At 41.1% G+C, this 24,024-nt stretch carries 22 protein-coding genes and 1 pseudogene; 5 read left to right on the top strand and 18 right to left on the bottom strand.

What is annotated here, in order from left to right; all coding sequences use genetic code 11:
* Positions 1–182: 182 nt before the first annotated feature.
* Both ahpF and ahpC read right to left on the bottom strand, forming a co-directional pair.
* Entirely contained in the window at positions 183–1,733 is a 1,551-nt protein-coding gene (gene ahpF / locus AB6T38_RS02430; RefSeq protein ID WP_372545735.1) for an alkyl hydroperoxide reductase subunit F, read from the bottom strand.
* 97 nt (positions 1,734–1,830) lie between these two features.
* On the bottom strand, positions 1,831–2,394 hold the full coding sequence (ahpC, locus tag AB6T38_RS02425; protein ID WP_372545734.1) for an alkyl hydroperoxide reductase subunit C: 564 nt from the start codon (positions 2,392–2,394) through the stop codon (positions 1,831–1,833).
* Positions 2,395–2,628: 234 nt separating this feature from the next.
* Between ahpC and AB6T38_RS02420 the strand changes: the two genes are divergently transcribed.
* The gene (locus AB6T38_RS02420) at positions 2,629–3,537 is read left to right on the top strand and encodes a hydrogen peroxide-inducible genes activator (protein WP_372545733.1); all 909 of its coding nucleotides are present in this window, start codon (positions 2,629–2,631) and stop codon (positions 3,535–3,537) included.
* A gap of 236 nt (positions 3,538–3,773) precedes the next feature.
* Here AB6T38_RS02420 and miaE read toward each other — a convergent pair whose 3' ends face one another.
* The gene (miaE, locus tag AB6T38_RS02415; RefSeq protein ID WP_372545732.1) at positions 3,774–4,547 is read right to left on the bottom strand and encodes a tRNA isopentenyl-2-thiomethyl-A-37 hydroxylase MiaE; all 774 of its coding nucleotides are present in this window, start codon (positions 4,545–4,547) and stop codon (positions 3,774–3,776) included.
* 387 nt (positions 4,548–4,934) lie between these two features.
* Between miaE and AB6T38_RS02410 the strand changes: the two are divergent.
* Positions 4,935–5,111 (top strand): annotated as a pseudogene (locus tag AB6T38_RS02410) (IS110 family transposase); the annotation flags it as partial.
* 224 nt (positions 5,112–5,335) lie between these two features.
* Here the strand turns inward: AB6T38_RS02410 and AB6T38_RS02405 are convergent.
* Positions 5,336–6,874, bottom strand: coding sequence for a winged helix-turn-helix domain-containing tetratricopeptide repeat protein (locus tag AB6T38_RS02405; RefSeq protein WP_372545731.1), 1,539 nt, complete (start codon positions 6,872–6,874; stop codon positions 5,336–5,338).
* Between the two features lie 193 nt (positions 6,875–7,067).
* Here AB6T38_RS02405 and AB6T38_RS02400 point away from each other — a divergent pair, with 193 nt between their 5' ends.
* Entirely contained in the window at positions 7,068–7,283 is a 216-nt protein-coding gene (locus AB6T38_RS02400; RefSeq protein WP_372545729.1) for a 4-oxalocrotonate tautomerase family protein, read from the top strand.
* 314 nt (positions 7,284–7,597) lie between these two features.
* On the opposite strand, the gene AB6T38_RS02395 is transcribed toward AB6T38_RS02400, so the two are convergent.
* The gene (locus tag AB6T38_RS02395; protein ID WP_372545728.1) at positions 7,598–8,617 is read right to left on the bottom strand and encodes a hypothetical protein; all 1,020 of its coding nucleotides are present in this window, start codon (positions 8,615–8,617) and stop codon (positions 7,598–7,600) included.
* Between the two features lie 574 nt (positions 8,618–9,191).
* Entirely contained in the window at positions 9,192–10,058 is an 867-nt protein-coding gene (locus AB6T38_RS02390) for a LysR family transcriptional regulator (protein WP_372545727.1), read from the bottom strand.
* A gap of 260 nt (positions 10,059–10,318) precedes the next feature.
* Between AB6T38_RS02390 and AB6T38_RS02385 the strand changes: the two genes are divergently transcribed.
* Positions 10,319–11,449 carry an S-(hydroxymethyl)glutathione dehydrogenase/class III alcohol dehydrogenase gene (locus tag AB6T38_RS02385; RefSeq protein WP_372545725.1) on the top strand — a complete coding sequence of 377 codons (1,131 nt, stop codon included), beginning with the start codon at positions 10,319–10,321 and terminating at the stop codon, positions 11,447–11,449.
* 54 nt (positions 11,450–11,503) lie between these two features.
* On the top strand, positions 11,504–12,343 hold the full coding sequence (gene fghA / locus AB6T38_RS02380) for an S-formylglutathione hydrolase (RefSeq protein WP_372545723.1): 840 nt from the start codon (positions 11,504–11,506) through the stop codon (positions 12,341–12,343).
* Between the two features lie 242 nt (positions 12,344–12,585).
* On the opposite strand, the gene AB6T38_RS02375 is transcribed toward fghA, so the two are convergent.
* The 12 genes from AB6T38_RS02375 to AB6T38_RS02320 all read right to left on the bottom strand — a co-directional run bounded on the left by AB6T38_RS02375 (position 12,586) and on the right by AB6T38_RS02320 (position 23,823).
* Complete coding sequence (locus tag AB6T38_RS02375; protein ID WP_372545722.1) at positions 12,586–14,217, bottom strand: thiamine pyrophosphate-dependent enzyme; 1,632 nt, start codon at positions 14,215–14,217, stop codon at positions 12,586–12,588.
* Between the two features lie 185 nt (positions 14,218–14,402).
* On the bottom strand, positions 14,403–15,656 hold the full coding sequence (locus AB6T38_RS02370) for an NRAMP family divalent metal transporter (RefSeq protein WP_372545721.1): 1,254 nt from the start codon (positions 15,654–15,656) through the stop codon (positions 14,403–14,405).
* Positions 15,657–15,781: 125 nt separating this feature from the next.
* On the bottom strand, positions 15,782–16,714 hold the full coding sequence (locus tag AB6T38_RS02365) for a flavin reductase (protein ID WP_372545720.1): 933 nt from the start codon (positions 16,712–16,714) through the stop codon (positions 15,782–15,784).
* Between the two features lie 47 nt (positions 16,715–16,761).
* Positions 16,762–16,953: a 2-hydroxymuconate tautomerase gene (locus tag AB6T38_RS02360; protein WP_372545719.1), complete on the bottom strand. Its 192-nt coding sequence runs from the start codon at positions 16,951–16,953 to the stop codon at positions 16,762–16,764.
* 98 nt (positions 16,954–17,051) lie between these two features.
* Complete coding sequence (locus AB6T38_RS02355; protein WP_372545717.1) at positions 17,052–18,008, bottom strand: 2Fe-2S iron-sulfur cluster-binding protein; 957 nt, start codon at positions 18,006–18,008, stop codon at positions 17,052–17,054.
* A gap of 19 nt (positions 18,009–18,027) precedes the next feature.
* A complete protein-coding gene (locus AB6T38_RS02350; RefSeq protein ID WP_372545716.1) occupies positions 18,028–18,780 on the bottom strand; it encodes an SDR family NAD(P)-dependent oxidoreductase in 753 nt (250 codons plus the stop codon).
* A gap of 9 nt (positions 18,781–18,789) precedes the next feature.
* Positions 18,790–19,272 carry an aromatic-ring-hydroxylating dioxygenase subunit beta gene (locus tag AB6T38_RS02345; RefSeq protein WP_372545714.1) on the bottom strand — a complete coding sequence of 161 codons (483 nt, stop codon included), beginning with the start codon at positions 19,270–19,272 and terminating at the stop codon, positions 18,790–18,792.
* Between the two features lie 11 nt (positions 19,273–19,283).
* Positions 19,284–20,570, bottom strand: coding sequence for a Rieske 2Fe-2S domain-containing protein (locus AB6T38_RS02340; RefSeq protein WP_372545713.1), 1,287 nt, complete (start codon positions 20,568–20,570; stop codon positions 19,284–19,286).
* Between the two features lie 8 nt (positions 20,571–20,578).
* Entirely contained in the window at positions 20,579–21,100 is a 522-nt protein-coding gene (locus AB6T38_RS02335; protein ID WP_372545712.1) for a nuclear transport factor 2 family protein, read from the bottom strand.
* Positions 21,101–21,118: 18 nt separating this feature from the next.
* On the bottom strand, positions 21,119–21,478 hold the full coding sequence (locus AB6T38_RS02330) for an IacB protein (RefSeq protein WP_348493771.1): 360 nt from the start codon (positions 21,476–21,478) through the stop codon (positions 21,119–21,121).
* A gap of 58 nt (positions 21,479–21,536) precedes the next feature.
* Complete coding sequence (locus AB6T38_RS02325; RefSeq protein ID WP_372545711.1) at positions 21,537–22,685, bottom strand: acyl-CoA dehydrogenase family protein; 1,149 nt, start codon at positions 22,683–22,685, stop codon at positions 21,537–21,539.
* Complete coding sequence (locus AB6T38_RS02320) at positions 22,678–23,823, bottom strand: amidase (protein WP_372545710.1); 1,146 nt, start codon at positions 23,821–23,823, stop codon at positions 22,678–22,680. The genes AB6T38_RS02325 and AB6T38_RS02320 overlap by 8 nt, the downstream gene beginning before the upstream one ends.
* Positions 23,824–24,024: the final 201 nt, after the last annotated feature.

Genomic DNA, 24,024 nt, shown 5'->3' with positions numbered 1-24,024 from the left:
TAGTTTTACCCATAGCTCACTGTATTTGCAAATTTATTTTAACGGTACAACTGTAAATACCCTCTTTAGCGTTATCGGCTAAAGTAACAAAACTTGTAATTGTAATAGTAGACTGTTTAGTTCAAAAAAAAAGACAAGCCGTAGCTTGTCTTTTTATTATTAAGTTTGAAGTTAATTAATAATTAGCTCTCACGTATCAAATAATCAAAGGCGGATAGAGAGGCTTTCGACCCTTCGCCCATTGCGATGACAATTTGTTTATAAGGCACAGTAGTAACATCGCCTGCTGCAAAAATACCTGGCTCAGAGGTGGCGCACTTATGATCGATAACCACTTCACCAAATTTGCTCAGTTCAATCACATCATTTAAGAATGCACTATTAGGTACCAAACCAATTTGTACGAACACGCCAGCTAGTGCTTGTTGTTTTATTTCCCCCGTCACTCTATCTTCATATTCAAGGGCAACAACTTTGCCATTTTCAGACAATATCTGCTTGGTAGCGACATTTTTGATAATCGTAATTTTACTATTAGCTTCGGCTTTTTCCACCAACACCTTGTCAGCTTTTAATTCTGGCAAAAACTCAAATACAGTGACGTGGTCTACCATACCCGCTAAATCTATTGCCGCTTCAATACCTGAATTACCACCACCAACAACCGCAACATCTTTGCCTTTAAAGAAAGGGCCGTCACAGTGCGGGCAATAGGCTACCCCAGAACCAACGTTTTCTTTCTCACCTGGTACACCTAGCTCGCGCCATTTTGCCCCAGTTGCGATAATAACCGTTTTAGTTTCGATAACTTCACCACTAGATAAATGGATCTTTTTGGTTTTACCTTTTTCGATTTTATCAACACGTAAAAACTCTTTAATGTTGACCTCATAGTCATTTAAGTGTGCGAGCAAATTACCGGTTAGCTCTGTCCCTGTTGTTTTAGGAACAGAAATCAAATTTTCGATTCCCACAGTGTCTTTAACCTGACCGCCAATTCGATCGGCAATCATAGTCACATTCAAACCTTTGCGGGCGGAATAAATCGCCGCTGCAACGCCTGCAGGGCCTCCACCGATAACAGTCACATCTTGAAGTGGTAAGGCTTCGTTATCGCCACCACCTACAATATACGGGTAACGTTGGATTAATTTGTCGACCAACTGGGCGGTATCAATTTTACCATTGGCAAACAATTCGCCATTTAAGTAAACACTAGGAACACCTTGAATATTGCGCTGCTCAATCAATTCAGGAAACAAGCCGCCATCTAGCATTTCAGTACTTATAGAGTCATTCAATAATGCAAATTGATTTAACGATTGCACAACATCCGGACAGTTGTGGCAACTTAACGAAATAAAGACTTCAAAATGTAAATCGTCTTTAACTTTCTGTACCATGCTTTGCAAGGTTTTATCGAGTTTAAGATCCGTTCCTGAAGATTGTAAAATGGCTAATATAAGTGAGTTAAACTCATGCCCACTGGGAATGCCTGAGAACGAAATCCCGTTTGCTTTGTCATCAACTTCCAATTTGAAAGTAAGAGGACTGCGAAGGTTGTCATCACGCTCAATTAGCGTCAGATTATCTGAAACTGAGCACAATGATGTTAAAAATTGGACTAATTCTTGACGTTTTTCATGCTCACCAGTTTGTAGAACTAGTGCCACGCTGTTAGTCATATTTTTTGTATAAGATTTTAGAGCATTTAAAATATCGTTATTTAACATAGTGTTACCTTTTTACTGCAAATAAACTGGTGAAAAAAATGGCGGGTGGAAGTCTGTACCTCCTTTAACCCGCCAGTTTTAGTGGATTAATCTAAATTTAGATTTTTCCTACTAGGTCCAAGCTAGGAGTTAGGGTTTCTTGACCTTGTTCCCATGCTGCAGGACATACTTCACCGTCGTTTTCACGTACGTATTGAGCTGCTTTAACGTTACGAACCATATCTTTTGCATTACGGCCGATGCCGCCAGCGTGAATGTGTGCTACTTGGATAACGCCATCAGGGTCAACCAAGAATGTGCCACGATGTGCCATGTGATCTTCTTCGATCATCACATCAAACCCGCGAGTGATTGCGCCAGTTTGGTCGCCAATCATTGGGAAGCTGATTTTACCAATGGCGTCTGAAGAATCGTGCCATGCTTTGTGAGAGAAATGCGTGTCAGTTGATACTGCATATACCTCTACACCAAGACCTTGAAGCTCTTCATAATGTGAAGCCATGTCTTCAAGTTCAGTAGGACATACGAAAGTAAAGTCAGCAGGATAGAACAAGAAGATGCCCCACTTTCCTTTAACACTTTCAGACGTTATTTCAACGAACTCGCCGTTATGAAATGCTTGAGCTTTAAATTCTGGGATAGTTTTTCCGATCTGAGCCATGTTTGTATTCCTCTTTAATAAAAATTTGCTTTAAATTGTTTTGTTTGAAAAGCGTGTTTGCTTTCGACGGGGAGAATAATAGTTCGAATCAACGTGCAGTTAAATTTAATTAAATCTATACTTATCTTCTATTTTTTAGAACTATAAAAATGCCTGGTTTTGTGGCTTCCACTGATACAATCAATCTCAATCGAATTTACTTGTACTAATGTTCAATTTTTTGGAATAACACTTATGGTTTCTTTAAAACAATTAAAATACGCACTGGCCATTGAAAAAACCCGCCACTTCAAAAAAGCAGCTGAAGCCTGCAACGTTTCCCAATCAGCATTAAGCACCGCAATAAATGAATTGGAAAAGCAAATTGGCTTGCAAATTTTTGAAAGGAATAACAAGCAAGTCTTAATCACCGCTGATGGCGAGATTATTTTAGCCAAGGCAAAACGCATTAAAATTGAGATGGACGAGTTAATGCAACTTGCGCAAACAAATAAAGCGCCACTATCACGACCTATGACCTTAGGGGTTATTCCAACCATTGGTCCATATATGTTACCTAAAGTCTTGCCAGAGGTTCGTCAACAATACCCGGAATTCAAATTGCAAATAGTAGAAGAACAGTCTCATGTGTTAGTGGATTTAGTGCGTAACGGTGATATAGATGCGGCAGTGCTCGCACTCCCCTACCCGGTAGAGGGACTGATGACTTTCCCGTTTTGGAAAGAAGACTTTTTTTGGGTAAGTCATAAAGACGAAAGCCCCAGTCAAATGAAGGAAATCACCAGTGAAGAGATGGAAATTGAAAAGCTAATGCTGTTGAAAGACGGACATTGTTTAAAAGATCATGCGCTTGTAGCCTGTAGCTTACAAAACAAAAAACAGCAGTCTGATTTTGATTCTGCCAGCTTGCATACCATAGTGCAGATGGTGGCAGGAAAGCTAGGCACCACCTTAGTGCCACAAATGGCATTAGATCAGCTTATACATCACCAGTCAGAATTACGCGCGATTCACTTAAATGAACCAGGCCCGCATCGCACCATCGCGCTGATAATAAGGCCCAATTATGTAAGAACTTCGGATCTGACGATTTTAAAAGATATATTTCACGACCAGTTAGAGGAAAAGTGTGGTTCTAATTAATCGAATGAGTTTATTGATTTATTCAATTTTAAATATTTATCTGAGTAGGCCATGATACCCCCTCAATTAACACAAGGTGAATAACATGCAAACTCTAATCAAAAACGTTAAGTCTATATTCAATGCTAAAGCAGTCAACAACCAGACAACTGATTGTAATTACACAAATAACTACTATGGTGATCAGCTTTGTGGTGCACAATCCAATGCCGCAAAACCGATTAATTAATCGCTGTTTACGCGCCCACCAAAACACCACTATGAAAGCGGAATTCACTATCATCAGATAGAATTAATTCCGCTTCTTTTTGTTTAAACCACTCCACTCTTTGTTCAATGCCTTGCTGTGAAATTTTATCCGCTAAGCTCAAGTAATCTTGAAAGTGCCGAGCTTCTGAGCGCAATAAAGAGATATAAAAGGTCTCAAGTTCTGCATCCAAAAATGGCGCTAACTTGGCAAAACGTTCACAACTTCGAGCCTCAATGAATGCGCCACAAATTAGAGTATCAGTTAGTTTGGCAGGTTCATGGGAACGGACACCTTTCATCATGCCACGGGCATACCGAGAAGCCGTTAAATTGCTATATTCAATACCACGGCTTTGCATAATGTCCCACACCTGCTGAAAATGGTGCAGTTCTTCTTTGATCAACATAACCATTTTATTTATCAGCTCATCACCGTGGGCAAAGTTGGATTTGCTGATCAATTTTTTTGACAAGTTAACGTGGTCTTTAAAATTTCCATCACCCACTTTGCGATAAACAAAGTCTTCGAATGGCTTCAACCAAGCCAACAACGCGTCTCCACTTTCTTTATCCACCGCATAACGACGCAACAACAACATTGCAGTTTGCGCGGCTTTGAGCTCACAATTCGCATGATCCACTAGCAAGATTGGCAGATTATCGGGCTTGATGGCCTCATCTATCCATGATTGAGGAGTTGAGCATTGGAGAAACCTAGAAATAGGGTCTAGTAATTTTATAACATTCAAAATGGTACTCACTTAAAATCCATCAATTAACAAATTCAAACCCGATTTAATGTCTAAACGATAACACTGAAAATCTTTTGGGCGTGTTTTTTAATTTGCTTTCTAGAGATGGTAACAATGTCTAGTAGATCAACCTAATATAGCTTCGTCGAACAAAATGGGAATTTGCAGACTATTTATCAGATTAATAAGCTTTAAAGCATAGGCTTCACATAATCAAAATTGTAGGAAACTTTATGACTTCTCGAGGTATCAATCTGCCCTGTAGCAAATACGTCGTAATTATGCGCATTTTAACTGCGCAAACAAGGAGTAATTACAGCAGTTACATGTAAACAATTTATTGAAGTCGTTGCACACTTAATCCTTCAGCTCACAATTCCTGCGCTCTACTAATATTATTGGGCAGGTTTGTACTGCGAGAAGGCTCGCTCAAAAGGTAAGTATCATCAATCGGCAGTGAGAGCTCTTGCCTACAAGTGGATCAGAATTGTTTATCAATGCTGGAAGACAAAAACACCCTATGATGAGTCAAAATATTTAAAAACCCTTAAAGAGAGAAATTCTCACTATTAGCAACATAAAACACCTGATGAATGACTCAGGATGTGAAGCGAACTTTGGTTAATTTAGCCACCACAGTCCGTTTAAGACAAGAAATATTACCGCTATTGGGGGGACAGTGCAACTCGTTATACAAACACCGAGGCCGACTTTCCAACATGACTGTTATCGGTTTTTCGCTAGCCGAAATAGATTTGATACGGCAATAATAGGTAGTGAAGAATAACGATTCCAAGCTAAGCAGGAAAGCCAGCTTTTAGCATACGTTCAACAAGTAATTTGCTCTTATCAATATCCTGATATGTTTCGAACTGGGTGAAAAGATTAACAGACGAATTAGGCTCTAATTCTAACGCTTTCTGACAGCTTACTTGAGCGGCTGCGATATCGTTATTAGCGACTTGGCAAGCGGCAATAAAAGCGAGATCATAAGCACCTAATTCCCAATTTCGTTGGAAAGTGACGATGGCGGTGTCGAATTTATCCATGCTGTAATAAACCACTCCTAACTCTTGAAAATACCAACCAGGGTGCAAAGGATTGAGAAACATAGCATGCCTGACTAAAGAAAGTGCCTCTTTAAGTTGATTGGTAAATGCAAAATAGCGGCCCATTTTGACTGCAATATGCGCATCATTTGGACTTAGTCGGCGGGCTTCTTGATAGTGATACCCGCTCAATTCGTATTCTCTAGCCCATAAGTAAATAGCCCCCAGAATACGGTGAACTTCACTTTCCGCCCCGTCTAGGCTAAGTGCATATTTTGCTTCATTTAAGGCCTCTTCCACGCATTCCTTTGTTATCAGTTTCCACATGTTTTGAGTAGCGCAGATTAACCATGCGCGTGCGCGTGCAAAGTTAGGGTCAAGTTCTACGGCTTTAGAAAACTCTTGGCTAGCAATTTCAAAATTATTTCTACTGGTGTAACCGTTTTTGTGCGCCGAAAGTCCACGCAAAAAATGATCATATGCACGCATATTGGACGTTGCTCTATTGCAGGCTCTTGTCATTTCGACTTTTTGAATTTGTCCGCTAAGGGTAGAGACGATTGTTTCAACTATTTCATCTTGCATTTGAAAAACGTGCTCTACAGAGCGATCATATTTTTCGGCCCAAATTGTGTGGCTTGTGGACGCATCGGTAAGTTGAATGTTTATTCTAACTCGCTGATGTGAACGTCGAACTTTACCTTCCACTAAATAGTTTAAATATCGCTTTTCTTTAAAATATTCAGTAGCGTTAGTGGCATCCTTCAACTGAAAGGCAGAATGACGAGCAACCACTTGTATATCGGAGAAACGCGACAATTCAGTTGTAATGTCCTCGCTCATACCTTCAGCAAAATATTGCTGCTCTTGGTCACTACTCATATTTTGAAATGGCAGTACTGCAACCAATGGCCCCTTGTTAATAAAACAGCTTGGCGCGTCTTCTACGATAGACAAGCTTGAAGGCTTTGTATTTAGGTCAGTCCTTACCGAAGCAATAAACTGGTATCCTCTACCATGAACTGTTTTGATGAAATTTTGCTTTTGACCACTATCATCAAGTGCTTTACGCACTGACTTAATATGGCCACTTAGAGTGGTGTCACTTATAACTTTGCCAGTCCAAACTTGATCAAACAGTTCATCTCGCGACAATACTTTTTGGCTATTTCGGACTAGGTAACTTAATAAGTCAAATACCTGCGGCTCCAACGCAATAGGTTCGCCGAATTTTGTAACAGAATAACTCTCTGTGTCGACAACGAAGTCACCAAACATATATTTCATCAGATTATCCAAAAAATTACGCACCGTAGTGTTTAAAGTTTAACCTACCTACTTCTGCTTTGCACAATTGAAATCCCCATTTAATCCCCACTTTTTCTCCATGTTTGCTTTAGAAAGCTTGTTTAAACTTGTTTGCATGTTGAAGCAACAGCTGAAGCATAATTTATTTATTTATTATTTTAGGAGAAAGACCATGCCATTAATCGACGTACATGTAATCAAGAATGTATTTAATCCAGAGCAGAAGAAAGAAATTATAGAAAAGATCACCGATACAATGGTGAAAATTGAAGGTGAAGCGCTGCGCGGTGTTACTTGGGTTAGAATTAAGGAAACCAATGAAGGTGATTGGGCTATTGGAGGACAACAACTCACAGCTGATGCGGTGCATGCAATGCAAAAGGGGTAGCCCCAGCGTGATTATTTTAGGCCGAAGTGTTTTACTTCGGCCTATTACCCATTAAGCGACCAATTAATTATTCGAAGGATAAAAGTGTAAAATTTAGTATTCGCAGACAAATTCCCCCTAATTGCCAGAGTGTATAATGATTTATTAGAAGCCTTTAACAGAGTAGGAGTTAGCGGGGTGATGATGGGTTTCGCGTTATGTTTAGGGAGTTAATATCACGACCATTTTGTTGTTGAAGTAGACCACCGCCTACGTGGTGGTGACTAGATTTGTGTGATGATCATAGGTTCAAAGTTGTTAGAGAATGAACTCAGCTAATGTGAACCATTGAGTCTTTGGTTTAACCACATTGCTTTGTCTTTTTTTTGCAGTATATAAGAAAAACTGCGTTCTTTTTCATCTTCCCATTGATTGCAACTGTAAACTTTGCACGTTACTTTATCCACTTTAGCGTTTATACAAACATCTGGTGGTGCCGTGTAAGATTTATTGTATGCCTCACTTCGACGATATACTAATGTTTGGTTATCCCGTATTTGCTTGAATTCTGGAACATAAATTTGCGTGTTATATTCTTTTCCAAAATAGGAGCATTCAGGTAAATTCGGCATGTAAACAAGTCCTTGTATTGAAAAATCTTGTCGTTTATTACTCCAAGCGCCTTGAGAGGTTATTTGACCGTTGAGTTGAGTATATAACGTTGAGTCTAAGGTCCGGGTTCGTACTTGCTTCCATTCAGCCGTATGATAATACCTGTCATCTTCGATAATTTCGTGAAGGCCATTTTCGTTAACTAAATACCAACCGATAGGGCTATTAAGTGGTTGTTTTTTAGTTAATTCAGGTTTTTCCTCTAGAGTAGCTTTGATTTGATATTTCGTTGCTAGCAAGTGTTGCATTTGTTCACTAAGAACATCCTTTTTTAATTCACCTTGTTCATAGAATTTACCTTTGTTTGGTACGTACATATTCCATTCAAGACCAGAATCAATAGGTGAAAGAACCATTTTTTCAACCCTGCAAATATGGCTATTCTTTATATTTTTTGCTGAGAATTCTAATGACTTCATTGTGTTGGCAGTCAACGTCAGTTCAAGATAGCAGCCTTCATATTCATAAAAGAATACCGCCTTTATCTTGTTTTCCGAAGTATTCCATACGTAAACCTCTGCTGATGTTGGAAAGCTTGCATTTTCTGCTGTGTGATACCCGACCCAACTTCCGAAAATTGGATTTTCTTTTGCACTAGCTTTAAATAAAGTAAAGGATAATAGGGAAAATACTAGAATTACAGACAGTTTCAATGATGCTTGGGACTTATCAAGAAATATCATAATTTTCTCCTATTAATATTCATTTTAGACTACTTAGAAGATTACGTAAAAACAAGATACATGAAAGAGTTTCCACATGGAATCGTTTGAAATTGTTAAAATTGATTAGGTACATACCCTTTATTTTTCTGTGAACCTTCAGGTTCATGATGGCCTCCATCAGAGCCCCCGATGACTAGATCTCAGAAAATGTACTTTATAAGTTTCGTACTCTTTTATAGATTCGAAACAGTAATTGCCTAACGTTCGCTCAGAGCTGTCCACCTTTTCAAATGACAGCCAAGGTCCGCTATACGTTCGGGCTGTCACTCAACTTTCAGCTGAATGTGTACTATCCCCGTAAACAGAAAAGCTTTACGTGAGAGAATCAGAGAACATAACCTGAAGTTTGTTGCCAGACTACATATTGGCTTTCAAGAGTCAGTAAACTTGAAGGTAGTTAATTCTAGAACGAGATTTTCGTTTCAAGTGGAAATTGCCACATATCTAAAAATTTTTGATGGGGATCCGCAACGCTAGAAAAAGAATAAAGCTGCAACAAGTAAATTGGTATAGGTCACTCAGAGCAGCATTTTTACTGTAATTGCTCCGCTAAATAATCCACCAGCAGCCTAATTTTTGGCGACAAATGGCGGTTTTGAGGATAGATAGCCCAAATCCCCTCGTCTGGCTCTCGATAATTATCCAATAAAGTGATCAGTTTTCCACTTTGTATATGTTCTTGAACATAATAATCGGGTAATTGCACTATACCTAAACCTTTCAGCGCGGCATCAACCAGTCCGAAACCACTGTTGTAACGTGTTTTCCCCGTCACTCGCATATTTTTTTCTTTATCAGATTGTTTAAAACGCCAATAGTCCAAGGTTCCTAACAAACAATTGTGTTGAGTCAATTCTGACAAAGAATGAGGAATCCCATACCTATCTAGGTAGGATGACGATGCGCAAACATAATTGGTTCGTGTTCCTAGCTTTTTTGCCATCATTGAAGAATCACTTAATTTCCCTAAACGAATTGCTAAATCGTAACCACCTTCAAGCAAGTCTACATTTTGATTAGTTAAAAATGCCCTTACTTCAATATCACTGTACTGGGCCATGAAATTATTTACCAAAGGCAAAATCTGTTGTTCACCATAAGTGACCGGTGCCGTCAGTTTTATCTTACCTTGAGGTTTCGATTGCAAGTTTGTTATGGCGCGCTCGGCGGCTTCTAAACCATCCATTAGACTGCGGCAGTGCTGGTAAAAAACGCGACCTTCTTCAGTTAAGGATACTTTGCGTGTTGTGCGATAAAACAGTTTGATATTAAGTCGCTTTTCCAACGCACTTATTTGTCGGCTTACTTGAGCAGTTGAAATAGCCATTTTTTTAGAGGCCTGAGTAAAACTTTGGTTCTCGGCGACATAGACAAACTCAACAATACCTTCCCACTGCATAATTATTACCATTTCGTAAAAGTGATTTAATAAATACGCATATTATCATCTTTTTGGAAACAACTATAATGCTTCCATTACATTCCCATGCAGTGAAATATCATGATGCAGAATGTCGTTAACATAGATTTGTAACACCTACCAAAAGCACAAATTACAAGTAGTTCAGGGTGTTTGAGGTGTTATCAATGATCAAGGTAAACAGCGCTAAAAAACTGTATTGCGGATAGATTCGTAGCAACTTCAAAGTGAGAAAAAATATGTCAGATAGATTTATTAAATCAAAAGCCGCCATTGCTTGGGCTGCCAATCAACCTTTGTCCATTGAAGAAGTGGATGTAATGCTACCTCGCAAAGGTGAAGTGCTTATCAAAATTATCGCCTCAGGCGTCTGTCATACGGATGCATTTACTTTATCTGGAGATGATCCCGAAGGCATTTTCCCCGCTATTTTAGGTCATGAAGGCGGTGGTATTGTTGAACAAGTCGGCGAAGGTGTCGCTAGTGTAGAGGTGGGCGACCATGTAATACCACTATACACACCAGAGTGTGGTGAATGTAAATTCTGCCTTTCGGGAAAAACTAACCTGTGCCAAAAGATCCGTGAAACCCAAGGTAAAGGTTTGATGCCCGATGGCACCACTCGTTTTTACAAAGATGGCAAACCTATTTTCCATTACATGGGTTGCTCTACATTTTCGGAATACACAGTATTGCCGGAAATATCCCTAGCCAAAGTCAACAAATCCGCACCACTAGATGAAGTTTGCTTATTGGGTTGCGGAGTAACAACGGGCATGGGTGCAGTCATGAATACAGCTAAAGTTGAAGAAGGCGCAAGCGTTGCCATCTTTGGTCTTGGCGGTATTGGTTTATCTGCGGTGATTGGCGCTACTATGGCAAAAGCAAGTCGTATTATTGCCATTGATATCAACGAAAGTAAATTTGAACTCGCAAAAAAACTAGGTGCAACAGAGTGTATTAACCCCAAAGACTACGATAAACCCATTCAAGATATCATTGTCGAGCTAACCGATGGTGGTGTCGATTATTCATTTGAATGTGTTGGAAATGTGGATCTAATGCGCTCTGCGTTAGAGTGTTGTCACAAAGGTTGGGGGGAGTCTGTGGTCATTGGTGTAGCGGGTGCTGGACAAGAGATCTCAACTCGTCCGTTCCAACTGGTAACCGGCCGAGTATGGCGAGGTTCAGCTTTTGGTGGCGTTAAAGGGCGCACTGAATTACCTGATTATGTAGAACGCTATTTAGCCGGTGAATTTAAATTAAGGGACTTTATCACTCACACTATGCCACTTGAAGACGTAAATGATGCATTCGACTTAATGCATTCGGGAAAAAGTATTCGAACCGTCATTCATTTCGACAAATAAGAATGCACGTAATCCCCTACCCACGTAGCGTCTGGTCAAACATAAGGTATAGCAATGAGCATTGAAAATTTAAGTGCCAACAAAAGTTTTGGTGGTTGGCACAAACAATATAGCCACCGATCACTTACCCTAAATTGCAGTATGCGATTTGCTATCTATTTACCACCTCAGGTTCTAACGGGGCAAAAAGTACCTGTATTGTATTGGCTATCTGGACTCACCTGCAGCGATGAAAATTTCATGCAAAAAGCCGGGGCGCAGCGTATCGCTGCCGAATTAGGTATCGCAATTGTCGCACCAGATACCAGCCCTCGTGGAGAAAATGTAGCCGATGATAAAGGTTACGATTTAGGACAAGGTGCAGGTTTTTACGTCAATGCAACACAAGCGCCGTGGGATAATCATTATCAAATGTATGATTATGTGGTTAATGAACTCCCCAAGCTGATTGAAGATACCTTTCCAGTGTCAGAAAAACGCGCCATTAGCGGTCATTCAATGGGTGGTCATGGCGCGCTTTGCATCGCCATGTTAAACCCAACCCGCTATAGTTCAGTGTCTGCATTTAGTCCTATTTGCAACCCGATAAAAACGCCTTGGGGAGAAAAAGCCTTTACCGCTTATTTGGGCAAAGATAAAACTCTATGGCAAAATTATGATGCCAGTGAGTTAATGAGAAAAGCTGTCCAGTTGGTTCCTGCAAAAGTAGATCAAGGTGGTGCAGATGATTTTTTACTTGAGCAGTTAAAGCCTGAAATGTTAGTAAGTGCTGCTAAGGTGAGTAACTATCCTCTTGATTTACAAATCCACGAGGGCTACGATCATAGCTACTATTTTATTGCGAGCCTCATAGAAACCCATCTGCGTTTTCACCACCGCTATTTGAATCAGTAGTTACTCCAACTACTCTACTTTTTGTATTAGGTAGCCAAAATACTACTTGGCACACGCCAGAATAATCCAAGTTTTTATATTCTGGCAACCCAACTTAGGGTTGCCAGTCACTGTGTCATACCCTTGGTAGCGCTTAGTTGATTGAGCGAATATAAAAAAGGCAGCTAGCTTCGGAGTAACTAACTGCCCGGCAAGTAAAAAAACCGTTTGCTAATTAGAAACGATTAATTAACTTTAAAACCTTAATTACCGTATCCCGCTGGCATTAAAAATTCCCAAACTGAGGTTTCGCTACCTCGTTCGCAAGGGATCTCTATGACCACTGGACCTTCTTTGGAGTCGACTATTGCTTGTTCGAGCAGTTCTTTGAAGTGCACTGGTGAATTAGATTGATACGCCTTGGCACCAAAACTTTCAACCAACTTAACAAAATCAGGGTTGGTTAACTCTGACCCCACCACATTGCCATTGAAGAAATTAATCTGATCTCGTCTGACGTTGCCGTAGGCATTGTTATTGAACAATAAAATAATCAATCCAATTTTAAATTGCACCGCCGTTGCCAACTCCTGCACACCGAACATGAAACCGCCGTCTCCGGCAATCGACATTACCACTTTATCGGGGTTTGCCACTTTCACTCCTAATCCCGTTTGGATCCCATGGCCAAGGTTACCTTGGTAGCCACAGGTCACTAGGTGACGAGGTTCGTACACTGGAAATCCTAACCAAGACGTAAAGCCAACTTGAGAAATCTCTTCAACAATATAGCCGTCTCTAGGCATAACATCGCGAATGATGTTGAGGTAAGTCATCTGCGGCTGTACTTTTTGAATTTCTTGCCAGCTTTGTGCTTTGATTTCGTTAAAATAGGCTTCTTTACTAGGGCGTGGTGTCGCGTCTTTTTCTAATTCAGTTAACAGTGCCTGTGTGGCTAAAGTTGCGTCTGCAACAATGGACACATCGCCGCGCAGTCGTGTTAACTGGGTGGGATCAATATCGATACGCACAAGTTCACATTTAGCCACACCGTTTTGCCAGCGAAATGCCGGTAATTCCATTCTTGAACCAATCCCGATCATTACATCAACCTCGGGATACAGTTTATAACCCGCTGCACAGTTGAATCCGTAAGGAGAATCATCACTCACAATGCCTCTACCACCTCGAAAAGACACCACTGGGGCTTGCAATAATTTAGCTAATTGCAGAATTTCATTTTTTGCATCAACGGCACCACTACCGACCATAATCATTGGATTTTTTGCCTTACGGATCATCTCTACCGCAGCTTGGATTTTATTCCCATTGGGTTCATAAGCTGGGCTAGGTATGGCTGGAAAATCCAGATCTACAGTCGCTTTTTGGCCAAAGATATCCATCGGCACTTCGATTGCCACGGGTCTTTGGCGGCCAGAGGTTAATTGGGTGAAAGCATTAGACATAATGGCGGGCGCATCAACTGAATGATTAATGCGGGCGGCGCTTTTGGTAAGCACTTTCAAAATACCCAGTTGGTCATCCAGTTCATGCAACATGCCATGGCCTATACCAACAAACTCACTGGGCACTTCACCGGTAATACATAAAACTGGGGTATTGTGGGCGGTACAAAGCGCGGCGGTGGAGTTTAGTACTCCAGGACCTGGAACCACACAGTAAACCCCAACTTTGCCAGTGGATTTAGCATAGCCGTAAGCCATATAACCAGCACCTTGCTCATGACGAGTTACAACAAGTTTAATTTTGTCTTGATATCGACTTAGGGCATCAAAAAAAGCATAAGTTTGGGCGCCAGGGATACCAAAAATGGTATCCACACCATTTTTTATCAAATATTGGATAATGGCGTCTGAGCAAGTGATCTGTGTCATAGTCTATTAAATTCCGTTGCTGTTAATGGTCTTATAATGCATCTCAAAGAGACAACTAAAATGGATTAATACCCATTGTTTGTATTTAACTTTTTATCGCTTTTATCGCTCTTTTTCAGAGTATTTCAGTCTCCTTTGTTGAGGTAAATGAGCACAACAAAGGGACTAAAATTCACAGCACAAGGTTAGGTAAATAAGCGATAATAAAAATAGATAAGCGTAAAGGTGGTTAATATAAATACCCCACAAAGACTCCACACTTTCATAAATTGGCTGGGCCGTAATGCTTCAGGAACTTGTTCGCTCCACATGGCGCGATGGTTTAAATAGGCCAAAATAGGGCTGATCACAAAGACGATGACCGAAGTAATATCGATAAAAGTAGCAAAGGATTCAAGCATGGTGGCCAAAATCAGAATTGCCGCAATACATAGCAAGATCATGGCGATGTTATAGTTTTTCTTAGAGCTTAGTTTTAACTCTGGACGGTTAATCCCGCTATCAAGAATTCCAACCAACACCCTAGTCATACCATCGACCACTGCGAACAGGGTTGAGAACATCACGAAAATCGCAATAGTCGCAATTAATGGAAAGCTCCAAGGACCAATGGTTTGGGTAAACAGCGCCATCAATTGTCTTGAAAAGCCCGAGTTACTGACTTCAATAGCCACTCCGGTGTTGTTCATCAAGCCCGTACCTAACACCAAAAAGCAAAGTGCCAAACACACACTCATTACATAACCCACGTTAAAATCTAGGCGCGCTTCGCGAGGCGTTGGCAATTTACCGGTATCTTCTGCCCGTGCGCAAGTCCAAAGGGATTGGGTCACGGAACCATCGGTTGGTGACGGCATAAAACCAATCAAAGCAACAACATAAAGAATGACGGAGGAATCTATAGCAGGGATAGTGAAAACCGCAGGAGACCATTCCATTTTTCCAGCAACCAAGACCACAGTGATAACAATCAGTACGGTAAAACAGGAAACGACGTATTTAGTTAAGCGTTCCAATAAGATGTAATGACCGCTACACAAAAATAAAGCGATCACCGACAACAGTGCACTCACACCCAAAACTGGATTGATTGAAAAATCAAAGGCCGCTTGGAATAAGCCTAAAGTGAAAAGGGCTATGGCGCCCACCACAAAAACCATACTGAAAATTTCTGCGAAAGCATAGATTGCGAAGATAAAGGAGCCAGCCGTTCGATAACTGGAAATCAAATTTTTACCCGTTGATGCGGCAAATTCACCACCAAAACGTAAAGCTGGATATTTAACCAAACAAGCTAAAATTATAATGAAAGTGAGCCCTAGGCCATAATCCGCCCCTGCCCGCGTTGACTGGACAAGATGAGAAACACCGACAGCTGCGGCCGCATATAAAATACCTGGCCCTAACACACTAAAAAACGAGCTAGATTTTTCTTTCATATTTACTTTCTCTTTTTTATTCTTATGTAAAGCTATTAAATATATAGAATCGTTTGCTCGTCAAAATTTTATTCGTCTACTAACTAAATTGAGAAGGTGATTGAACATCACCTTTTCCCGCCGTTTTAATTATCTATCTCAATAATGCTCTTTAGGGCCGTTTTGAGTACTTCCGTTTGCTCTGGTTTTAAATTACCCAACATTAGTTCTTCATGCTGGGCAGCAACCGCTAATAAAGATTTCTGTAACGCCATACCTGAATCAGTCAGAACGAGTTTATCGTCGACATTGGCTAGCGCCCCTTTATCCTTAAGAGAGTCCACGGATTCACTTAGATCTTCCAATGGTTGCATGGCCAAAATAGACAGGGTCTTTAAGGTATGCACAGGTGTATTTGAAAGAATAGTGACGACTCGCCATTGCTCTGGAGTCACATCACAACCATCAATTAGTTTCGGGTATAAGTCTTGACGATATTTAGAAATAGCAGAATTCAGTAGATATAACAGATAGTTATCTAAAAATTCATTACCCGTTTCTGCTTGATTTTTCTGAACATTGCCACTTGGGTGAGTGGATGTAATGGCGTAACTACCGCGTGAGAAAGCTAAAGGTGTAAGCGAGTCATCGTGATTGTATTTAAGCACTTCACCAACAATAATCAGGTGATCTCCACCTTCGTAAACATTCCAGGTTTTACACTCAAACTGTGCGCCACAGCCTTCCAATAATGGTGCACCACCTAGGCCTTCGGTAAAGGATACATCTTTAAATTTATCTTCTCCTCTGCCGGCAAATTTATTTGAAGTTTCAACCTGATTTTCACTTAACACATTGATGGCAAAGTATTCTGCGTTTGCAAATATAGATTTACTGAAAGCACCTTTATCAATGCTCCACAAAACAAGTGCCGGATCGATAGACACACTGTTAAAACTGCTAGCTGTACAACCTATTGGAGCCCCATTATCATCAACAGTGGTAATTACGGTTACCCCAGTAGGAAATTGCCCTAATGCGGTTCTAAAATCTCGTTTATCAAACTTAGTCGTTGTCATAGTTTTTATCCTAACGTTTGCTTCTAGCTATATATTCTAAAAAGTGGTTAGCGACCTGCTTTATGTGCCGGTAACGTTCCTATACCCCAATGTGTCTTTGAATATTCGCTAATGATCACCCGAATATTTTCTTCCGGTGCACCGATGGAATCCATTACCGCTTCTGCCACCGCTTTGATTAACGCTTCTTTTTGTTCCACTGAGCGACCTTCCATCATATTTACATTCACTATTGGCATAATTGACTCCGTTTTTGCTGACGCATTCACCTTAATAGACGCTTTCCCAAAGTGCCCTAGCTTGGCTAGTTGAAAACGTCAAAAATCTCTATAATACTTTAAATATCAATAACTAACCTTTCACATTTAGCGCGAGAACAACATAGTGCGATTTGGTCATTGTCTTCTTTTTCTTCATCCGTTAAAAAATGATCACGGTGATCAGGAATGCCTTCAATCACATCGGTTATGCAAGTGCCACAAACCCCTTCTTCGCAAGACATGCTCACTTTCACACCAACTTTTCGTAAAGCTTTAGCAATGGTATCTTCACTACCCACTGTCACTGTGATATCACTTTTCTCACAGTAAACTTCAAAGCTATCACCGGATGTATCAACATCTGCACTAAAGTATTCAAAATGAACTTGCTCGGTGGGATAATTCAATTCCTTGGCGCTATTTATCACCCAATCCATAAAACCTGTTGGACCGCAGACATAGATATGTGTGCCTGCTTGGGCAGAGCCGAAAGTATCCTGTGGTGAGAATAGCTGGGATTTATCTTGATCATCATAGTGAAAAGATACACGGTCACCGAAAGCGCTAACCAACTCATCTTCAAAAGCACCAGCCCCTTTGGTACGGGTACAATAATGCAACTCAAATTCTTGGTTAGCTTTTAACAATTCATACGCCATGGCGATCATTGGCGTAATGCCTATTCCACCGCCAGCAAGAATGGTCTTTTGGGCGTCTAAATTAAGCGGAAAATGATTCCGTGGCGCACTAATTTTAATCTGTTGCTGCTCAGCAAATTCAGCATGGATCTTGGCTGAACCGCCTCTAGAATTAGGATCGTTTAATACGCCAATCCGGTACACATCGCTCGATGCGGGATCATTACACAAAGAATATTGACGGATTAAATCATCACCGCAATACACATCAATGTGAGCGCCAGCAGAAAATGCTGGTAAGGCTTCGCCGTTAGCCTTTGCCAGTTCCATTACAGCAATTCCCGCACCTTGTTCAGTGCGTGAAGTTATAACTACGTCGATTAATTCATTATCCACTAGGTTCTCCTAATCATGCTTAACGCATGTAAATGCCGCCGTTAATATCCCAAGTAGCACCGGTGACCGTATTGGCTTCTTCGGCCGCCATCATCACTACCACAGAACCAATAAATTCAGGGTTGCTCATAGACTTAACGGGGATCATGTTATTAATAATATGTTCAAGTTTATCTGCTGGTACTTTTTCTCTAACAGATGGAATATCGACTGGACCTGGCGCTATTGCATTTACCGTAACGCCTTGGTCAGCAAACTGTCTGGCAAAGATTTTGGTTAAGGTGATAATACCCGCCTTCGATGCCGCATAATGAGCACCAGATGCAGTACCGCCCATTTGGCCTGCAAGGGACGCTAAATTAATAATTCGTCCAAAACCTTGGTCAGCAAAATATTGTCCAAAGACCTGGCTACCAAGAAAGTTACCGCGCAAATTAATATCCAGCACTTGGCTAAACTCTTCTGGGCTAATATCCATTAAAGCCGTAGTTGGCGTCATTGCTGCGTTGTTGACTAACACGTCACAGTGACCGAAGGTTTCAGTGGTGAAGGCTAAACCAGCGATGAAATCTTGTTTGTTCATAACATCAAGTTTAGTTGCCACCGCCACTTTGCCGTTTGGATCAAGTTGTTTAGCGGCGTCTGTGACCATTGACTCGTTTATGTCGCTGACTACTACCGAATAACCCGCTTTGATGAGGGACTCGCAAATTACGTAACCGAGTCCTTGGGCTGCACCAGTGACCAAAGCGACTTTTTGATTAGCGCTCATAGTGTCTCCTTAGAACAAGTAATTGACAGTCGTCAGATGTTGGCTTGATTTCATCACTTTGACGATCTTTTCAGCAATTTTAAAACTGCCACCGTCGCGAACTAATTTGAATTGCAAATTCGCAGGGTAACAACGTAGTCCGTTTTTGTTGTTCTCGTATAAACTGTATGCACAACGCACCCTTACAAAACCGTCGATATCATCTAGGATCCGAAAACGCGACATGGTACGCACGGTTTTTTCACCTAATTGAGTTGAAATAGCATCGCCGCTGGTTAAACGTTCAATACGCAATTTGCGCATTTCATTGTCATCATAAGCAACGTTTAAGGTATTGGCGAAATCGGTGGCATTATGGTCAACAGGAACAATGTACAATCCGGTTTCAAGCCATAGATCTAACCACTGCTGGTATTCTTTGTTATCTAGCATATCTGCTTCAATATTGAGAAAAGCAGTGACGTCGGCTAATAATTGCGTATCTAATTTCATTTTATCGCTCCTTATTTTCCGCTTTCCACAGACATCATTTTTTTGTACTTCTGATAAGCTGCGCGCATGCCGGTTTCAGAGCAAACCGCTCCTTTAACATTGCCGTCAGCAGAAGTTGATAATTTGGACATGCCACGATTCACCATGATCCAACCGTCTGTTCCAGCAATTGAACCAGCTTGAACACGTTCCCAAGCTTCACCATCATCTGGTGTACCAAAGCCCATAGGCCCTTGGAAATGTTCATGCAAGCGAATACGTTTTTGGTTGAATGCTTCTGGTGCACCTTTACCACCAATGGCGATATGATGAATTTCAGTTTCGTTAACGCTAATGGGCACTAGATTACGGAAAAATGCCATTGAACAAGCAATATTCGGGAACAGGTTCAAATTAAATCCGCTACCACCTACCGCTCTAACTAAACGACGAACTTCTTCGTCAGAGTGGCCTTCATCGGCTAAGCTTTTTGCCAAATCTTCAAAACGCTCAGGAATAGGCTCATCGAGATTTTCTTCTAGATCGACCAACTCAGGGATCATCACCATTACACTGTGACCATTGCCTAAGTCTTCTACGTAACCTTCACCGTCAAGGAAATCAAATACTTCAGCGGCTTCTTCATCAACAGAAGCGATAAATGACTTATGCACTATGGGGAAATGATAAGCATCTGTGGTGTTCTCAAGCTGGATTTTCCAGTTACCTGGGAATCTGAATCTATGATCACCCAGGGTTTGCAATGGATAACCACCGCCTTGCTTCATAAATAGGTCGATCCACTTTTTCGCGCCACCTAAATGTTCGTCTAGGGATTCTAAATCGTCTTTTAGGGTCGCGAAAATCATACCGTTATAGGATTCTGTGCGAACTTTAACGAGTCCGAATTCGGCTTTATCTAGAATATTTTCATATTCTTCTGGTTTTGGTAAGGCACGTAAACTGCCATCCAAGCCATAACCCCAGCCATGATACGGGCAGGTAAAGGCTTTGGTTTTGCCTGATTTACCTTCACAAACCGTTGCCCCTCTGTGACGACAACGATTAAGCATCACATGGATGTTCTTTTTACGATCACGCACCACAATGACTGGTTGGCGACCGATAGATGCTGTTTTATATGAACCAGCTTCTGGCACTTCACTTTCATGGGCAACCCATACCCAAGTGTTGTTAAAGATTTTATCCAATTCTTCGTCGAAAATTTCCGGGTCTGAGTACAAGGATTTATGCACTCTATCTTCCAGTACCAAATCAGCAGTACTGTTAAGGTTTTTTACTTTAATTTCTGTAGTCATAAGTAGTCCTATTCTGGCACTGGCAATGCCGCGCTGTTATCCCATGGCTTAGCCATAGGACGACTGAATTTATTTTCTGTAACAAAATGGGAAATTTGGCAAGTCTGTTCCGTTAACTTAAAAGTAGCGGTAATTTTTGCGCAACTCAGTTGTGAACGACCATCAACAAAATCTGAAGGCTGCATGAGTAGCCATGACCCTGTCCCCTTGTCACCGTCAACGGTGATGACTTCATTACCCAAAAGATGCACATTTAAATTAAAATGCCCTGGTAAAGTGGCATATTTAGCAAACATTGCTTGAATTGCGTCTTTACCTTCATAACGACCAAATGTTTTGGCGTAGCGCTGCCCTTTACCTTCCCAAATGGCATCTTCAGTAAAAAGATCCAGCAAGTTTTTAAGCTCAAAGCCCGGCGCTAAATCGTCACACAGGTGCATGTATTTATTCATGCAAGCACTCACTCTTTTCTCATTCTCTAAGATTGAGAGTCGTTGCTGTAATGTCTCTAGTTGTTGTAACGAAATCATAGGTGCGATATCCAATATCTAGCTTGGAACAACAAGTTCACGGCCAATACGCGCTTCTACCTTGCAGTACTTCCACAGGCTATAAGTGCCGTCGCCAACTGGGGTGGAACGGAAAAAATCACAACCAGCAATAACGCTTTCAAGATCTGGAACATCGGCCATGATATAAGCTGTCCATGGAGCTGACGCTGATGGGCCAACTTGAATGCGATCATCATCCATAATCCCTAGCACGTTAACGCCAGGTAGATCTGAAATGCCTTTCATCATGGCACTAAAAGCTTGCCAAACATCACCCATGACTTCTTTAGTAGAGTCCATAAAATTTTGATTGACACCGATACAAAACAAGACGCGATGGGAAGTTGATTCACTCATAATATTTTCCTCCAATGGGGTTTATTATTTTTTTATTAATTAAGTTTTAAATACTGACTTATAGATAACCAGGGAATGGTGGGTGTCCGAACATGATTGCCCCCGCATTTTGATAAGTAACCTCGCCCATAAAGGCATGTTGGGTTACCAAATGTGCATCTCTCAAACAGTGAGATAAGGGGTGATCTACATAGGCACCTTGCATGCCCGACAACTGATAAGCAATGCGAGTGGCTTCAGCACACTCTCTTGCCACATTTGTAGTCGCCAAGCGAATTAGGCTAATCTGATCCTTGCTCGGCTCATCACCTTGCATGATCACATCCCAGACCTCGTCTGTTGCTTCGTAAAAGAACGCTCTTGAAGAACGCACTTTCGCTTCCGCTTTAGCGATATCGATTTGTGCATAATGACGCTCTCCTAAATTCGGTGCTCCGGTCACTGATTTACGATTTTTCGCAGAGTTCACCACGACATTAATGGCGTCACGAGCAATACCTAATGCGGTAACCGACAAAACCTGTGCCGCAAAAGACAATGAAGGGTATTTGAAAAACGGTGTATCAACCGTTGGCGTGCCGCCACGAACAAAAGTCCATTCCTCAGGTACAAACACGTCTTCAACTATTAAATCGAAACTGCCCGTCCCCACCATGCCATGAACATCCCAGGTTTTTTCAATTTTGACCTTATGTGCAGGCATCACCGCCATTTTAGGTAGCTTGCTGCCATCATCTGGCATGACACCGACACCTAATAATGAAGCGCCCATGCAACCACTGGCAAATTGCCAACGACCATTGACGATGTATCCTCCAGTGACTTTTTTCGCTTTTTGTGGAGGGAAAATACCTCCTGCAAAGACTATATCCGCAGAATCTTTCCAAACTTCTTTAAGGGTATCCATTGGTAACGCGGCTAAATACGCGGGGTTCATACCGAAACTAGCGACCCAGCCAGCGGAACCATCGGCAGTAGAAATCGTTTCAATTGCCTTTAAAAACTCGCTAGGCGTTTTACCGCTGCCACCAAAACTTTCTGGTACAAAAGAGCGGTAAATCCCAATGTCTTTGAACTTTTCAACAACATCATTTGAAATAAAACGCTGTTCTTCGAATTCGCCTCTACGGGCGCGAATATCAGCAAGTAGAGCACTTACTTTTTCTTGTCCACCCCACTGGGTCATATCCATTGAATTTTTATACATCGTCTTTCTCCACACTTTCAGTGTTGTTGTTATTCGAATAGCTTAATTTTTTTGCAATTTCGCACAGTAGTTCATCATTACCTTTGGCGCCCACGAGTTGCATCCCCACTGGTTTCCCCAACTTATTAGTTAACGGAATGGTAATTGCTGGATGCCCAGATAAATTGAAAGGCCTGGTTAGAGAGCTAATTGAAAGGTCATTTTTACCTGCTAATGCATCCCCTCGTTTGAGAGGAAAAGAAGCAAGTGTAGGTAATACGAGAGCATCAACTCCACGTAAAGCATTGTCGACTTGCTGGCTAAATTGGTGTCTTACCATTTCCGCCTCAGAGACGATTTTGGAATCAATTTCACTTGCCTCTTGCAATCTCATTTGAATATCACTACCTAATTTGCCGGTATTGACTAAATCACCAAACGTTTGCCACATTTCAAAATTCATGAGTTTCAATGCTGCATCAAAAGCGTCATCTAAAAGATCTAAAGAGGTGTTAGTTAGTTGGATGCCGTCCAAGTTGATGGCCGCATCAACTAACTGATTAATTTTAGCTTCTGCGCTTACCTCTACACGAGCCAATTTAATGGGTCTGTTAATAGAAATACTCGCAAAGGTATTATCAATACAACGCATTCCATCAATTAAATCATCCACGCTAAACGCTAACGGACCGACACAATCCAGAGTTGACTCAGCAGGCACCACACCTTTACGACTCACTCGACCAAAAGTGGGTTTAAAACCGAAAACACCACAACATGCAGCCGGCACTCGAATTGAACCACCGGTATCTGTACCGATACTGAAATCCACTTTCATTTCAGCAACTGCAACGGCACATCCACTCGATGATCCACCAGTGATATAATCTGGATATAAATAGTTAATAGGCGTGCCTAGATGAGGGTTAACGCCGGTCATGCCGTATGCCAATTCGTGCATATTGAGCTTACCAACCAATTTCACACCAGATGACAACATGTTTTTAACGACGTCGGCATGTTCCGTGGCGCTGGCATTTTGACTAAATACTTGGCTGCCAGCTTCAGTGACATAACCGGCAACATCAATATTGTCTTTGATACCCGCAACCAATTGGATATTTGTGCCAATTTCAAATTTTTTGGTAAATACACACATCGTAATGAATGCCTTGGTTTCGAATGCTAATGTTAAAATACTAATTTATATTACATGATTATTCAAGTAAATATTAATGTAAATATTTTAATGATAAATATCCTAAAATAATCATGTACAAAAACTTGGTTACTTTTTTAAGCGACTACAGAATTAGAAAATAGATGGATAGCCAATAACTATTAACTGACTATAAAAGTT

The organism is Aliiglaciecola sp. SL4, assembly GCF_041538045.1.
Classification (GTDB): Bacteria; Pseudomonadota; Gammaproteobacteria; order Enterobacterales; family Alteromonadaceae; genus Aliiglaciecola.
This window is presented reverse-complemented; position numbering and strand designations above follow the sequence as displayed.

Coding starts and splice junctions, on each gene's coding strand:
- AB6T38_RS02375 (WP_372545722.1), bottom strand. CDS start 14,217: ATGACACAGATCACTTGCTCAGACGCCATTATCCAATATTTGATAAAA.
- AB6T38_RS02335 (WP_372545712.1), bottom strand. CDS start 21,100: ATGATTTCGTTACAACAACTAGAGACATTACAGCAACGACTCTCAATC.
- AB6T38_RS02325 (WP_372545711.1), bottom strand. CDS start 22,685: ATGTATAAAAATTCAATGGATATGACCCAGTGGGGTGGACAAGAAAAA.
- AB6T38_RS02390 (WP_372545727.1), bottom strand. CDS start 10,058: ATGCAGTGGGAAGGTATTGTTGAGTTTGTCTATGTCGCCGAGAACCAA.
- AB6T38_RS02345 (WP_372545714.1), bottom strand. CDS start 19,272: ATGAAATTAGATACGCAATTATTAGCCGACGTCACTGCTTTTCTCAAT.
- AB6T38_RS02420 (WP_372545733.1), top strand. CDS start 2,629: ATGGTTTCTTTAAAACAATTAAAATACGCACTGGCCATTGAAAAAACC.
- AB6T38_RS02395 (WP_372545728.1), bottom strand. CDS start 8,617: ATGATATTTCTTGATAAGTCCCAAGCATCATTGAAACTGTCTGTAATT.
- AB6T38_RS02365 (WP_372545720.1), bottom strand. CDS start 16,714: ATGACAACGACTAAGTTTGATAAACGAGATTTTAGAACCGCATTAGGG.
- AB6T38_RS02340 (WP_372545713.1), bottom strand. CDS start 20,570: ATGACTACAGAAATTAAAGTAAAAAACCTTAACAGTACTGCTGATTTG.
- fghA (WP_372545723.1), top strand. CDS start 11,504: ATGAGCATTGAAAATTTAAGTGCCAACAAAAGTTTTGGTGGTTGGCAC.
- AB6T38_RS02405 (WP_372545731.1), bottom strand. CDS start 6,874: ATGAAATATATGTTTGGTGACTTCGTTGTCGACACAGAGAGTTATTCT.
- AB6T38_RS02385 (WP_372545725.1), top strand. CDS start 10,319: ATGTCAGATAGATTTATTAAATCAAAAGCCGCCATTGCTTGGGCTGCC.
- ahpF (WP_372545735.1), bottom strand. CDS start 1,733: ATGTTAAATAACGATATTTTAAATGCTCTAAAATCTTATACAAAAAAT.
- AB6T38_RS02360 (WP_372545719.1), bottom strand. CDS start 16,953: ATGCCAATAGTGAATGTAAATATGATGGAAGGTCGCTCAGTGGAACAA.
- AB6T38_RS02320 (WP_372545710.1), bottom strand. CDS start 23,823: ATGTGTGTATTTACCAAAAAATTTGAAATTGGCACAAATATCCAATTG.
- ahpC (WP_372545734.1), bottom strand. CDS start 2,394: ATGGCTCAGATCGGAAAAACTATCCCAGAATTTAAAGCTCAAGCATTT.
- AB6T38_RS02350 (WP_372545716.1), bottom strand. CDS start 18,780: ATGAGCGCTAATCAAAAAGTCGCTTTGGTCACTGGTGCAGCCCAAGGA.
- AB6T38_RS02370 (WP_372545721.1), bottom strand. CDS start 15,656: ATGAAAGAAAAATCTAGCTCGTTTTTTAGTGTGTTAGGGCCAGGTATT.
- AB6T38_RS02400 (WP_372545729.1), top strand. CDS start 7,068: ATGCCATTAATCGACGTACATGTAATCAAGAATGTATTTAATCCAGAG.
- AB6T38_RS02330 (WP_348493771.1), bottom strand. CDS start 21,478: ATGAGTGAATCAACTTCCCATCGCGTCTTGTTTTGTATCGGTGTCAAT.